Consider the following 14,015-nt stretch of genomic DNA (forward strand, 5'->3'; position numbering starts at 1 on the left):
CTATGTATCATGTTACAAAGTGTGAAGTTACAATGTTTAAAATTATTTGTAAAATAGATTATGAAGGATCGTTGAAGGGTTGTCAACATAGGAATGACTTTATGGTAGGCAATAACAGGTTTTAATGGAAAACGCTTACAAAATAGGTTGTGGACAGAAGCTGAAATTAAGTATGGGAAAGGGGAAAGTGGAGATGAAAATTGCTAAAGATGTAAAGCAGTCCCAATCCATTGTCGAGAAAGATCGTCAGAATGTGTGGCATCATATCTCACAATATAATGACAAGAAACGGCCGATGGTGGTAACAGAAGGAAAGGGAGCATGGATTACGGATCATGCTGGCAATAAATATTTGGACGGCATGTCAGGATTATGGTGTGTCAATGTTGGTTATGGCCGTGAGGAATTGGCGCAGGCGGCATACGAACAAATACAACAAATGGCCTACACATCGATGACACAAAGCCATGTACCGGGTATTGAGCTTGCCGAAAAGCTAAATGAACTACTCGGCGATGATTATATGATCTTTTATTCCAATAGTGGTTCCGATGCAAATGAGGTTGCTTTTAAAATGGCCCGGCAATACCATCAGCAGAATGGCGAACCGGCAAGACACAAAGTTATTTCACGTTACCGGGCCTATCATGGTGGGTCAATGGGGGCATTGTCGGCAACTGGGCAGGCATTAAGAAAATATAAATATGAACCACTTACTTCTGGATTTTTACATGTTTCTCCACCCGATAATTATCGTAGACCTGAGGGGATATCGGTGGAAGAATATAATTTACAACGGGCACAGGAACTTGAAGATAAAATTATTTGGGAGCAAGAAGAAACCATTGCCGGCGTTATTATGGAACCGTTAATCACCGGTGGAGGTGTTCTAATCCCAGATCGTGTATATGTGGAGAAAGTACAAGAGATTTGTAACAAGCACGGGGTTTTATTGATTATCGATGAGGTTATTTGCGGCTTTGGCAGAACGGGTAAAATGTTTGGACACCAGCATTTTGATGTCAAACCGGATATGGTGACGATGGCAAAGGGGCTAACCAGTGCTTACCTTCCATTGTCGGTTACTGCAGTTCGTAAGGATATCTATAAAACGTTTGAAGATAATGGAGAAAACAGCCATTTCCGTCATGTAAACACGTTTGGCGGCAACCCTGCGGCATGTGCGTTGGCACTCAAGAATATTGAAATTATGGAGAATGAGAATCTAGTTGGAAGATCTGTTGTTTTGGGTGAACGATTGCAAAATGAGCTTGCCGAATTGGCCGACCATCCATTTGTTGGTGATGTACGCGGTTTAGGATTTCTCATGGGAATTGAAATGGTGGAGGATAAAAATACGAAGGAACCAGCATCGCCTGATCGCGTGAATAAAATTATCAGTGATTGTAAAGCGAATGGCCTGATTATTGGCAAAAACGGTGATACGGTGGCCGGATATAATAATATTTTGGCACTATGTCCACCACTTTCATGTACGGATGAAGATTTTCAATTTATTGTTTCGGTAGTTAAAAAAGTCTTTAAGGAAAATGCATCTTAATTTTACAAAATGTATAGTTTACAAATCAAGTAGGAGGTTATTATTTTGACACAAACACAATTAAAATCGCTTAAAAATTATGTAGGAGGAGAGTGGATTGAATCTGCTTCCGATAAAACAGAAGAAGTATTCAATCCAGCAACAGGTGAAATTATCGCAAATGTACCTCTTTCAACAAAAGAAGATTTAGACAAGGCAGTTGCGGTGGCTTCCGAAGCATTTGAATCATGGAAGGAGGTTCCGGTACCGAAACGTGCACGAATTCTATTTAAATATCAACAATTACTAGTAGAGCATTGGGAAGAACTTGCTAAGCTAGTTACGGTCGAAAACGGGAAAAGTTATAAAGAGGCTTATGGAGAAGTACTTCGTGGTATTGAATGTGTCGAATTTGCAGCTGGAGCACCAGCGTTATCGATGGGATCACAGTTACCATCGATTGCAGCGGGGCTCGAATCAGGGGTTTATCGCTACCCGATCGGCGTAGTTGGAGGGATTACGCCATTCAACTTTCCGATGATGGTGCCATGTTGGATGTTCCCAATGGCAATCGTTACAGGGAATTCATTTGTTTTAAAACCATCCGAACGCACACCACTATTGGCTAATCGTCTAGCAGAATTATTGGAGGAAGCAGGTTTGCCAAAAGGTGTATTTAATATCGTTCACGGGGCACATGACGTTGTAAATGGTCTCTTGGAACATGAAAAAATTGGTGCTATTTCATTCGTTGGTTCACAGCCGGTAGCGGAGTATGTGTATAAAAAAGGAACGGAAAACCTGAAACGCGTGCAAGCATTGTCTGGTGCTAAGAACCATTCCATTGTCCTAGAGGATGCTAACTTAGAGAATGCAGCAACACAAATTATTAGTGCAGCATTCGGTTCAGCCGGAGAACGTTGCATGGCTTGTTCTGTTGTAGCTGTCGAGGAATCGATCGCCGATGATTTGATTGAAACGCTTGTGCAAAAGGCAAATGAAATCAAAATCGGCAATGGTTTGGATGAGGGTGTTTTCCTAGGACCGGTAATTCGTGACCAGCATAAGGAACGGACACTTCAATATATCGAAACAGGTGAAAAAGAAGGTGCAACTCTTATTCGCGATGGACGTAACGATGAGAGTATTAAACGGGAAGGCTATTTTGTCGGTCCAACCATTTTTGACAATGTCACAAGTGAAATGAAAATTTGGCAAGATGAGATATTTGCCCCAATCCTATCCATTTCTCGTGTCAAAAATCTTGATGAAGCGGTCACGTTAACGAATAAGTCTCGTTTTGCTAATGGATCATGTATTTTTACAAATGATGGTGGAAGTGTTCGACAATTCCGGGAAACGATTGATGCGGGAATGCTTGGAGTAAATATTGGAGTGCCTGCTCCAATGGCTTTCTTTCCATTCTCAGGTTGGAAAGATTCCTTCTATGGTGACCTTCATGTAAATGGAAAAGATGGGATTGATTTCTATACACGGAAGAAAGTTATAACGACTCGTTGGGTATAAAGTCAGATAGATAACAGGGGGGTGAAAATATGCGCATAGGTATACCAAAGGAAATTAAAAATAATGAAAACAGAGTGGCAATGTCCCCATCAGGCGTCGTTACACTGAAAAATGCGGGGCACGAAGTATTTATTGAAACCGGTGCGGGTCTGGGATCTGGATTTACAGATGAAGCATTTAAACAAGCGGGTGCAACGATCACCTCTACTGCTAAAGAAGCATGGGCACAGGAAATGGTAATGAAGGTCAAAGAGCCACTTCCTGAGGAATACGATTATTTTTATGAAGGACTTATTCTATTCACCTTTTTGCATTTAGCTGCTGAACCGGAGCTAACAAAGGCATTGATCGATAAAAAGGTAGTCGGGCTCGCGTATGAAACAGTCCAATTGGAAGATAAGTCATTGCCATTGTTAACACCAATGAGCGAGGTTGCTGGTTATATGGCTACACAGATTGGTGCACAACATTTGGAAAAGACCCAAGGCGGTAAAGGGGTTCTGTTAGCCGGGATCCCAGGTGTGAAAAGAGGCAAGGTTACGGTTATTGGCGGTGGGGTAGTTGGAACAAACGCTGCCAAAATTGCCCTAGGATTAGGTGCAGAGGTATCCATTTTGGAATTGAACCCGGTACGTTTAAGACAACTACACGAATTATTTGGCTCATCGGTTAATACGATCATGTCGAATCCTTTGAACATCCATGAAGAGGTTGTAAGTTCCGACTTAGTCATTGGTTCAGTTCTGATTCCTGGTACCAAAGCGCCGGTACTGGTAACAGAAGACATGGTAAAGGATATGGCGAATGGATCCGTCATTGTTGATGTTGCCATTGATCAAGGTGGAAATGTCGAAACAAGTGAGCGTATTATGAGTCACGATAATCCAACATTCACAAAGCATGGGGTTGTTCATTATACAGTAGCCAACATCCCTGGAGCAGTTCCACGTACCGGGACGATCGGACTAACGAATGTTACGGTACCTTATGCCTTGCAAATAGCGAATAAGGGGTATAAACAAGCATGTCTGGATAATCCGGCTCTATTTAAAGGAGTTAATACACTAGATGGAAATGTCACTTTTCAGGGTGTCGCAGAATCCCATAACCTTCCTTATCAGGATGCATCATCTTTATTTGAAAAGGCTGGGTTAACTGTCTAAGAGTATGAAGATAAACATACGAAAGTGGTACACATAATAGGTGTACCACTTTTTTAATGCAGTCCTAAGCGGAACTTACATACCCTGGGGACAACCGCGGAAACAATTTCGCGCATAAGGGACAGGAATTTTTATATGTACTTGAAGGAACACTCACGGTTTTAATAAAAGATGAAGAGTATATTTTGAACCCATATGATTGTGTGCTATTGGATTCTTCCATGCCGCATTATTGGCTTAATAGAAGTAATAAGCCTATAAAGTTTTTGTGTATTTCTGCAAGTGGTTCATAGTACTTGGTATAGAACGAAAATCGATGTCTGGACCCCACCGCTTTAATGCATTAGCTCGAAGTATTCTAATAAATCTAGTCATTTTTTAAAGCTATTAGATCAAGGATTAAGTTCTTTTTGAATCTAGTGGCTTTTTTGCCTTTCAATTGATTTGTGGTTTTCCATTTTTAATTCCTTTTGGTAAAAATCTCCCATTTTGTAGCTTTTGATCAAAGGAAATTTAAATCACTTCACCATTCCCTCCCAACAAGAATATGTTTAAAGAAAACATTCATAATGGAGGGGAAAGGATGATAAACGGACTGAAACACGTACTATTTTTATGTTTTGCAGGAATCCTCATCGTTGCTTTAAGTCATCCACTTGTCACTTCAGCCGCTGATCAAAAAACTCAAGCCTCTGAACCGGCTTTGATCGGTGAACAGAAAGGCGATTTTACGCTAACAGGAAAGGCAAGTAACGGAAACAATGAAACTCCTGGAGAATGGTATGCCGGCGAAACCCCGCCAAACTTGATTCCGGATGCACCTGTTTTGCTTTTCGTTCCGGGGTTGAATAGTGTCGCCCAAGTTTTTTGGGAAGATAATGATATGTATCAAACGGCATATGATGCAGGTTACCAAACTGCCTTTATTCAATTGCATGATGCCGGGGGAGCGTCCGCTGATATGTGGGATAATGGCGAGTTGCTTACGGAGAAAATAAAGGAGATTTCCGCACATTTTGATGGAAAACCAATTACAGTTATTGCCCACAGCAAGGGTGGTGTGGATACGCAGACAGCTCTAACGTATTATGATGCAAAGGATTACGTCGAGAATGTCATCACATTGTCGAGTCCACATCATGGATCACAGCTGGCTGATTTGGCGTACAGTTCTTGGGCTGGTTGGCTGGCAGATTTGATCGGTTCACAAGGAGAAGGCACTTATGCGATGCAAATGGGTTACATGGAGGAGTTTCGTGATGAAATAGATGCTGAGCCACAGGCATATTACAACGATTATTTTACAATGGGTGGAACGAATTGGGGATCGGCCTTTTCATCCACTTGGTTTGGCGGGATGTACCTATCCCAATTTGGTGAAAATGATGGTGTTGTAACGACAGCTAGCAGCAGCCTTTCTCGTGGACATGAGATTGCGATAGGGGACTGGAACCACACGACAATCCGGACAGGGGCAAACTTCCGCACATTTGAGGATTTTATTACGGATAACGGGGTTCCGCGTAATTTTACGGCAACATCGGATTCGTTGAGTAAAAACTCGAATTCGCCAGCCTACAATCAGTGGGTACATGGTGGTCAGTTGCCTGGGGAGAAGGAAAAAACGATAATCATCTCTGTTGAGGAAAACGTGAAACAACTCCACTTACAATTGCTAACTGCAGACCAGCTTTCAACAATCAAACTAACGGACCCATCTGGAAAAGAAATCATTCCGAAGTTCAAAGTCGATAAAGTGACGGAAGGATATTTTGCCGGTGCCATTAGTAACAGACTTGTTATTGAGAAACCGGAACCTGGCCAGTGGCAATTACATGTGGAAGCTGAACATGATGATGCCTATTTGTTTATGGCGGATTTTAAAACAGCGGAGCCAAAACTTTACCGTTCCCAAAAGAAAATGGAAAAAGATCAACTAACCTATCTTTTGAATATCGATTCTTCACAAGTAGTAGACGGATCGTTACGCGTGACATTCCATGTGACAGATACGAAAAATCCATCGAATACTAAGACATTCTCGGTTAACGGAAGTGCAGATCTGTCCCGAGTAATACAGCTAGATCAGGTGGATACCGTTTATAATGTGACGATTGATATTGCGGGGAAAACAAAAGAAGGGAATATTTTTAAACGGACGGTGGTGGATTCGGTTTATTATTAGGTGTTGGGGTCATCGCTCCGGTACGTTGATGGAGTTGATGATGGTGGAGATGTTGTGAATCTGGGAGATTGTTCATGCATCCCTTTTTGAATAGTAGAGTCGAGGGGAGTCTAGTTCTGTTTGCGATCCAAACCGAATGAATAATGATAATTGAACTGTGAAGCTGTTTGACCTATTTTGTTTTCCGGAAAAGGTTGGATAGCTTTTTTGTGTTGTATGAATAGGATAGTTGCGTTCCTGACATTGATGAACTAGGCATTCTGTAGCATTGACAAAAAGTTGGAAATTATTGATAGTAAAAATAAATAATTAAATGTTTGCTGTTGGTTTTTTTCGGCGTAACGTCCTATAAAAAAGGGGAAAACGAGAGAAAAACAGCGATATTTTAAGTAAAGCTAATTTTATAGAGGGAGGCGAATAACATGTCTACGGAAATAAAAATTGAGCAAAATCCAATTAAGCAAGCTATTTCTGTACTGGAAGGATCGGCACAAAACTTTGAATCTGCTTTTCCAGAAAAAATTGAAGGGGAAAATCAACTAGATCTTTTGGATCAGCTAAATCAATTAAATCATTCTTATTCATCCTTGATTGAGTCCTATAAATTATTGCTGCTTCACCATATAAACATAACGGAAGGATCTGTTGAGTCGCTTATCGAAACAGACCAATTGCTAGCGGATTATATGACGTATTTGAAATAGCCAAAAAAGTCGGTACCAACTGGGAACTGTGGGCTCTAAACATATGATACGAGGAGGGATGGAATGAAGACTTTGGATTCCTTGACTTTGCATGAAGGGATCGATGCAACACTTAAGGAAATCAACCATGTTCAGAATAAAGTAACTGAAGTACAAAAAGGCGTTCGTGGCATAATCGATTTAGAGAGTTATTTAAAGGGGAAAATGGGTGAATCGATCCGCTCCTTTTACGAAGGCATTCACGGACCATTTTTAATCTATTTGTACAAGTCGTTAAACCATTACAGGCAAGCGTTAGAAAAGCTGCAACAGGCTGTCAGATCTTATGAGTCAAATGAAAATGGGTTCGTTAGGGAAGAATTTCTGGATTACGATGTTCAAAATGGATTTAATAAAGCAGAACAGGTAACGGGAGGGTTAGTTGACGAGGCAAATGCAATTATAGCCAGTGTTTCTGATCTTGTTTCCATACCTTCAATTGACATGGAGGAATTTAGCTCCATGGTGCAGAAGGGAAAAAAGAAAACGAAAAATGATATAGAGCAGTTGCATGACCTGGATCACCAACAGACAAAAGCATTAAGTAAGGCAGGGGAAGATTTGGAGTTGCTTCATCAATACATAAATGAGATGACACGCACGTTTGCTTCTGATTACTCTATCACCACTTTTGACGCATTAACAGCCTTACAGCTGCCCTCGCTTCCTTCGATTTTACAAGAAGTGTACCCGGCCCCAGAGGAAACAGAAGAAACTAGTATATGGACCAAAATAAAAAATGGTGCTGTAAAGGTTGGAAAAGGGGTGTACAATACGGGTAAAGGAGCGGTGCTTGGTGGTGCCGATGTTGTCAAAGATACAGCGGTTGGTATCGGAAACACCATCATACACCCGTTTGAAACTATGGATTCCATGGCGAATATGGTGTTACATCCCGTCGATACCGGCCAATACATTGGTAACGCAATAGCGAAGTCATATGAGCGTGATATGGTCAATGGCGATGCCGAAAGCCGTGCGCACTGGGTAACCTATGCACTGGGTACAGCTGCCACAACCGTGTTTGGTACAAAAGGTGCGGGAACGGTAACGAAGACTGGTGTGGCAACAACGAAAGCGGCAGCAACAAAAACTACGGCAGCGGCCGGTAATGCCGTGAAAAATATGGACTTGTCGAGGTTTTTACCTTATGGACCCCAGTATCAATTGGCTGGTGGGGGTAAGGTTCCTTATAATGTAGTGGATGGGGAGTTTTTGAAGGATCAGTTGATTTTGAAGGCTGATAGTTTGGACAAAGGTAGTGACGGTATTAAGTTTACAAAGGAGCTACTGAAAACTAAACCTAAAAATTCCCCTGTACCAGGGCGCTGGGAGCAAAAAGGTGGAAAAGTAGAATTAGATGAAAATGGAACTTGGGTATATACAAATAAGAAAGGGCAATCTGTAACTTATCCGGACGGTTACCCTGATTTTACTCCTTATATGCATCCTTCAGTAAAGCCGGTGGAAATTGAAATTGCTAAGCCAGCAATTCGCCCGCTTGATTATAAGAAGGCAAACCAGAAGGCGGGGTTAAACAGAGACTCCGACCCGCCGATTCCGGCTTTTAATAAGCCACCTTTAGGTTACGTGTGGCATCATCATCAGGATGGAAAAACGATGATTCTTGTTGAAGAAAAAATCCATAAGCAATTCACTCACACTGGTGGGGTATCGGCCGTAAATAAAAAGTAGAGAAGGAGAGAAATTATTATGGTGAAAATTATAGACTCACATAAAAAACTTACATTAGAGGAAATCGATCTATTTGAAGTGGAGAATAATGTGAAATTAACAAAGATGTATAAAGAATTTCTACTTCAGTGGAATGGTGGCTTTCCCGAACCTAGCTTATTTTGGATTTCGAATGAACAGGGTGTAAGTGTTTTGAATAAATTTTACGGTATTGGTGACTTTTATAGTAATCTTGAAGACTATATAGATATATATGAATTTAGACTTCCATATGGATTCATACCAATAGCAGATGACCCAGGCGGAAACGCAGTATGCCTGGGCACAATAGATCCTTATTATGAAAAAATTTATTTCTGGGATCATGAACAAGAATCAGAAGACCTTGATTATATGAAAAATATGCATTTCCTAGCGGATAACATTAATGAATTCCTTGATAAGTTATATGAAGATGAAGAAGACTGAAATGACCAGAAGTAACATAAATTATGGTAATCAAAAGGGCTGGAACGTATAGAAAGCGTTCTGGTCTATTTTTTATTAATTTATCAGATACCTGTGACAAAACAAATTTTTTATGGAGCCATTAAAAAGATACTGCATGGTTTAATTAAAGATGGTGATAGTTTCAGAAATAATAAGATATTAGATAAGCAATTCAATAATTTTAGAAAAAAGTACTGGAAATGGCGTTTAAATAGTCTAGAGTGGGGTGATTAAATAATGAATGATATACTTTTAAAAATGATAAATAAACATTTCGAAAAAGGGGATTTTGTAGGGCGAGTTACTGAAGAAAATATAGATAGGGCTGAGCAAACTCTGGAAGTTGATTTTCCTGAAGAATAAAAAGCGTTCGTAAAAAGGTTTGGTGCTGGTGGTATTTGCGGCGTTGAGGTTTTAGGAGTAGAAGGGGCGGACTATGCCTCTGTCGTTGAGTGTACAAAGCATTATAGAGGATTAGGATTGCCAAAAAATTATTTAGTTATAGAGGATGTAGATGAATTTGTGTATTGTATAAACACAATGGATGACCATGTAGTAAGGCGGGATGATATAAGTAAACAGGAATCAAGAAGATATTCAACCTTTAATGAATATTTGCAAGATTCCTTTCAAGAGGCTATTGATAATATGGATTAAAATGATGTTATAGTGAATTAGGTATAATAACCTTTCATAAAATACAGAATATAAGTGTTCAAAAAAATTATAAGTGGGCCAAAAAATGGATGCTGTCGAAACAAAGGGCGACCTAACAAGAAGGTATAGTATGGTTGATAATAATAATCGCAGCGGAAAAAACCGAATGTCCGCGTGTGTGAAGCAGTTGAACGGGAAAGTTTAAAAATGTTCTGGTCGACTGTACTAAGATCTGCAAAGGGGGTCCGTTTATTAGGTATGGATCAACACACTGCTATATTGACGGTGGAAATGTTGTGAATCCGAGGGATGATTTAGTAGATATGCATGAAGAAATAGAATAAGGCTGGGAGTAGTAGAGTCGAGAGGAATCTAGTTCTGCCTGCGAGAAAACGTAAAAAATGAGAATTGAACTGTGTATAAAGCTGTTTGGCCTATTTTGGTTACCGAAAAAGGTTGGATAGCTTTTTTGTGTTGTGTGAGGAATGGTTAATCGTGGCTAGAGGATTTCAAACTACCGGATAGTTATCAGTTGGTATTTTTAGTGGTTTGATTATCTGGGCATACTGGTTTCTAAGCATGTGTTTTTGAGGCTACAGCTAGACTGCAGTGTTTCAGGTTCTTTTAGTGAAGTAGTCGAATATCAATGAGCCAGCTTATTCATGCGGGTTTATGTCCAAATCAATATATCAGTTGACGAAAAAGGGGAACTTACTATGTTTGAGGTACTATTAATCATTTCCGTTACAGCATTAATGTTTTTGTTCAGGGACCGGGAAAATGAGGAATATATAACCGTTTATAGTGGTGATGAATCAACCTTAAGTGAAGCCAACGTCTATTATTGGCTACTAAAGAATAATAAAATCCCTTTCAAATACCAAATCCCTTACAATTGGAAGAATCTTTACCAATTTGGATACCAAAAAAGCCCAGTCTATATCAAGGTAGCTAGAAATGATGTTGTAAGAGCAAGAAGAATAATATGGTTGTACAGGAAAGAACGAATGAAAATGGAAAGGAATATGGAAAGAGGGTAGTTGGTGTTGGGGTGGCGGGACATGGGGACAGGTTAGGTGTCCCGGCGTGAAATGTGCATGTTCGTTGACGTTGCGAGTGGGACAAGGGACCTGTCCCCATGTCCCACTTAGGGAATTAAAAAGCGGGGTAGACTTGTAATCTACCCCGCTTTTTACATATATATAGATATTATTTAGAAATATTGTTAAAATTATAATTATAGCAACTACATAAGCGGATGGGCGGTTGACCATCTCCCAAAGGAAGAAGGGAGGTGGTAAAAAATGACGACATATGAAGCAATCATTATTGCACTGACATCAAGTTTAGTTCTTGTAAATGGGCTAGCACTTGTTGTTGAGATCGTCAAAGAAACAAGAAAAAAGTAACCGTCCTTCACCCGACCAAAAGTTTAGGATAGGTTACTTTTTACTTAACTAAATATTCCTGGTCAGCCGCTTTTCTTGCGGCATGTATGTTGCTTAGACAGGGTGTTGTAAGCACTCTGTCTATTTTTCATTCTATGTTTTACTTATATATATTATACATGGTATTGTTAAGCTTTTTCAACTTTTTATAAATTTGCCAAGAACACTTCTGATTTAAATCACGAGATGAATTGGCTTCGGATAGGGCTTGGCTTAGAATGGGACATAGGGACAGGTTAGCTGTCCCGGCGTGGAATGCGCATGTGCGTTGACGTTGCGGGTGGGACAAGGGACCTGTCCCCATGTCCCACTTTTTCTATGTGTGGTAATGTGGTAGAATTGGCCTATAGTGTGTGGGGTTTATTAGTCCATTTAAATACGAGGAGTCTTATGATGGGAAAGAGTACGAAACATAAAAAGTCCAGAAAATTATGGTTAATAATACCGTTAGCCATAATTGTTGTGCTGATATTGGGTGTTGGTATATATGCGTTTTCTATCTACAACAATGCGAAACAGACAGTCAACGAAAAAATGCATGAGCCAGTGGAATCGATCGACCATAACCAAGCTAAGAAGAATATGAAAGCAACGAAGCCGTTAAATATTTTGCTGTTGGGTGTAGATGAACGTGCAAATGACAGAGGACGTTCCGATGCGTTAATGGTACTTTCTTTAGATCCTGAGAATGACAAAATGCAGTTGGTCAGTATCCCGCGTGATACACGCACAACTATTATTGGCAAAGGATCCGAAGACAAGATAAATCATGCCTATGCATTTGGCGGCGCTGATATGTCTGTTGCAACAGTGGAGAATTTCTTAGATATTTCGCTTGATTATTATGTCCGTATGAATATGGAAGGCTTGCAGGAGCTTGTTGACCAACTTGGAACGATTACGGTGGATAATGAAATCGAATGGAATGATGGGAAATACGATTTTAATGTGGGACCGGTTGAAATGGATGGGGATAAAACCATGCACTTCGTCCGCATGCGTAAGAAGGATCCAAATGGTGATTTTGGCAGAACAAAACGCCAACGCCAAGTGATACAAGGCATTGTCGATAAGGGTGCAAGCGCTGGATCTGTTAGTAAGATTAATGGTGTAATCGACATTCTTGGAAACAATATGGCAACAAACTTAGATTTTGATGATATGAAAAATTTGATGAGTGGATATAAGGATACAAGGAAAAACGTTACAAGTTATATGATGAAAGGGAACGGAACCAAAATCGACGGTGTGTATTACCTAATGATTCCTGATGAAGAAGTTGAGAAAGTGCATGGGATGATTGCGGGTGTGGAGATATAGGGATTGAGGGCCTGCGCAGGTGCGTGGGTCTTTTTTTCTATCTGACATGCTTGAACAGATCGTTGAAAGTGGTCATTCATCTGGATGGTAGTTTTTAAACTTAATAATTGAGTGGGAAAGCTAACTGAAAGTAAACATGTTCCACACACCTACCTGGATATATATTTGTTTCCTTTGATCCAAAATCTCCATGGGTAATTTTTCGCTTCGCCAGAGTTGCCAATGCCGATTCGTGGTCCGGCCATAATCTGGCTTGTGTCAATTGTCCGTCGGCGGGTAATCCAAAATGGCGATTTATCTAACGGGTGTCCATAGTCAGACATGGTGATCCCGAGTGCCTTGGTTAATTTGCCGGGGCCATTTGTCCATTGTTGTTCGTTTTTTGCCTTTGGTCTTCTTGCTGCCATAAGTTCTAGCCCGGAATATGGTTCAACTCCCCTAATAAGGATTGATTCAGGTCGATCTACTTCACCACTAACAATATTGAATAGGCAATGTGTATGCATGGTATGGGTATAGGCATGACCAGGTTCACCATACATGACCTCTGTTCGTTTCGTGCGCCGATTATTAAACGTGTGAGCTGCCCGGTCAACAGGCCCCATATATGCTTCCGTTTCAACAATGAACCCTGATGCGATACCTTCAGGAGTTTCTTTTATAAGTAGACATCCAAGTAAGGCCTTTGCTAGTTCGAGTGTTGGTTGATGGTAAAAATCTTTGTTTACGGGATTGTTTTCGAAAATAGACATGTCATTTCATCCTTTATTAAATAAATATTATGTGCCCTGTGGCTAATGCTAGCATTATTTTTATACTAATTTTTAATTATATTTTTTGGATGTTTTGTGCTTTATTGGATTGGTGGTGGGACAAAGGTTTATTGTCATTGCAAGTATTTTCTGTGAGAGAGCAGTGTAAAACCGGAAGAAGCATGGCAACAAAATGTGGATAACATTCCGCTTGAGCGCTCGCAAACGCAAGAAGATGTAGCAAATCTTGTTCTTATCTGGCATCGGAAGACTCCGATTATATGACTGGCCAAACAATTAATATTGATTGTGGAATCAAAGTACATGAATTATTACCTATTGATTCTTGATGAAAAATTATGAATATGTTGAAGGATGCACATCAGTTATTGATGTGTATTCTTTGCGTTTGGACACTATTATATTCGCCCTTCATCCTTATACCGACCAGTAATACTACTATTTGGGTGCCTTCAATTTTCGTGCAATCCAATGG

The 14,015-nt window shown here is 40.2% G+C and carries 12 protein-coding genes and 2 pseudogenes; 13 read left to right on the forward strand and 1 reads right to left on the reverse strand.

What is annotated here, in order from left to right; genetic code table 11:
• Positions 1–193: 193 nt before the first annotated feature.
• From ACW2QC_RS06190 to ACW2QC_RS06250, 13 genes and pseudogenes are all read left to right on the forward strand, one after another.
• Positions 194–1,561 (forward strand): aminotransferase, encoded by a 1,368-nt coding sequence (locus tag ACW2QC_RS06190; protein WP_457543110.1) that lies wholly within the window; start codon positions 194–196, stop codon positions 1,559–1,561.
• Between the two features lie 45 nt (positions 1,562–1,606).
• The gene (locus ACW2QC_RS06195; RefSeq protein WP_457543111.1) at positions 1,607–3,067 is read left to right on the forward strand and encodes a CoA-acylating methylmalonate-semialdehyde dehydrogenase; all 1,461 of its coding nucleotides are present in this window, start codon (positions 1,607–1,609) and stop codon (positions 3,065–3,067) included.
• A 29-nt stretch (positions 3,068–3,096) separates the two neighbouring features.
• Positions 3,097–4,230, forward strand: coding sequence for an alanine dehydrogenase (ald, locus tag ACW2QC_RS06200; protein ID WP_457543112.1), 1,134 nt, complete (start codon positions 3,097–3,099; stop codon positions 4,228–4,230).
• Positions 4,231–4,319: 89 nt separating this feature from the next.
• A pseudogene (locus ACW2QC_RS06205) lies at positions 4,320–4,523 on the forward strand (cupin domain-containing protein); the annotation flags it as partial.
• 290 nt (positions 4,524–4,813) lie between these two features.
• Positions 4,814–6,415: an esterase/lipase family protein gene (locus ACW2QC_RS06210; RefSeq protein WP_457543113.1), complete on the forward strand. Its 1,602-nt coding sequence runs from the start codon at positions 4,814–4,816 to the stop codon at positions 6,413–6,415.
• Positions 6,416–6,837: 422 nt separating this feature from the next.
• Positions 6,838–7,119, forward strand: a complete 282-nt coding sequence (locus ACW2QC_RS06215; RefSeq protein ID WP_457543114.1) for a DUF5344 family protein — start codon at positions 6,838–6,840, stop codon at positions 7,117–7,119.
• Between the two features lie 63 nt (positions 7,120–7,182).
• Positions 7,183–8,853, forward strand: a complete 1,671-nt coding sequence (locus ACW2QC_RS06220; protein WP_457543115.1) for a T7SS effector LXG polymorphic toxin — start codon at positions 7,183–7,185, stop codon at positions 8,851–8,853.
• Positions 8,854–8,871: 18 nt separating this feature from the next.
• A complete protein-coding gene (locus ACW2QC_RS06225; protein ID WP_457543116.1) occupies positions 8,872–9,321 on the forward strand; it encodes an SMI1/KNR4 family protein in 450 nt (149 codons plus the stop codon).
• A gap of 93 nt (positions 9,322–9,414) precedes the next feature.
• A complete protein-coding gene (locus ACW2QC_RS06230; RefSeq protein WP_457543117.1) occupies positions 9,415–9,576 on the forward strand; it encodes an HNH/ENDO VII family nuclease in 162 nt (53 codons plus the stop codon).
• Positions 9,577–9,579: 3 nt separating this feature from the next.
• Positions 9,580–9,705, forward strand: coding sequence for a hypothetical protein (locus tag ACW2QC_RS06235; RefSeq protein ID WP_457543118.1), 126 nt, complete (start codon positions 9,580–9,582; stop codon positions 9,703–9,705).
• Between the two features lie 12 nt (positions 9,706–9,717).
• Positions 9,718–9,999, forward strand: a pseudogene (locus ACW2QC_RS06240) (SMI1/KNR4 family protein); the annotation flags it as partial.
• A 716-nt stretch (positions 10,000–10,715) separates the two neighbouring features.
• A complete protein-coding gene (locus ACW2QC_RS06245; RefSeq protein ID WP_457543119.1) occupies positions 10,716–11,039 on the forward strand; it encodes a hypothetical protein in 324 nt (107 codons plus the stop codon).
• 798 nt (positions 11,040–11,837) lie between these two features.
• Positions 11,838–12,767, forward strand: a complete 930-nt coding sequence (locus tag ACW2QC_RS06250) for an LCP family glycopolymer transferase (RefSeq protein WP_457543120.1) — start codon at positions 11,838–11,840, stop codon at positions 12,765–12,767.
• Positions 12,768–12,916: 149 nt separating this feature from the next.
• Here the strand turns inward: ACW2QC_RS06250 and ACW2QC_RS06255 are convergent, their stop codons facing one another.
• Complete coding sequence (locus tag ACW2QC_RS06255) at positions 12,917–13,519, reverse strand: DNA-3-methyladenine glycosylase (protein WP_457543121.1); 603 nt, start codon at positions 13,517–13,519, stop codon at positions 12,917–12,919.
• Positions 13,520–14,015 lie beyond the last annotated feature (496 nt).

This window comes from Virgibacillus sp. FSP13 (assembly GCF_054048505.1).

Coding starts and splice junctions, on each gene's coding strand:
- ACW2QC_RS06190 (WP_457543110.1), top strand. CDS start 194: ATGAAAATTGCTAAAGATGTAAAGCAGTCCCAATCCATTGTCGAGAAA.
- ald (WP_457543112.1), top strand. CDS start 3,097: ATGCGCATAGGTATACCAAAGGAAATTAAAAATAATGAAAACAGAGTG.
- ACW2QC_RS06210 (WP_457543113.1), top strand. CDS start 4,814: ATGATAAACGGACTGAAACACGTACTATTTTTATGTTTTGCAGGAATC.
- ACW2QC_RS06215 (WP_457543114.1), top strand. CDS start 6,838: ATGTCTACGGAAATAAAAATTGAGCAAAATCCAATTAAGCAAGCTATT.
- ACW2QC_RS06220 (WP_457543115.1), top strand. CDS start 7,183: ATGAAGACTTTGGATTCCTTGACTTTGCATGAAGGGATCGATGCAACA.
- ACW2QC_RS06225 (WP_457543116.1), top strand. CDS start 8,872: ATGGTGAAAATTATAGACTCACATAAAAAACTTACATTAGAGGAAATC.
- ACW2QC_RS06235 (WP_457543118.1), top strand. CDS start 9,580: ATGAATGATATACTTTTAAAAATGATAAATAAACATTTCGAAAAAGGG.
- ACW2QC_RS06245 (WP_457543119.1), top strand. CDS start 10,716: ATGTTTGAGGTACTATTAATCATTTCCGTTACAGCATTAATGTTTTTG.
- ACW2QC_RS06250 (WP_457543120.1), top strand. CDS start 11,838: ATGATGGGAAAGAGTACGAAACATAAAAAGTCCAGAAAATTATGGTTA.
- ACW2QC_RS06255 (WP_457543121.1), bottom strand. CDS start 13,519: ATGTCTATTTTCGAAAACAATCCCGTAAACAAAGATTTTTACCATCAA.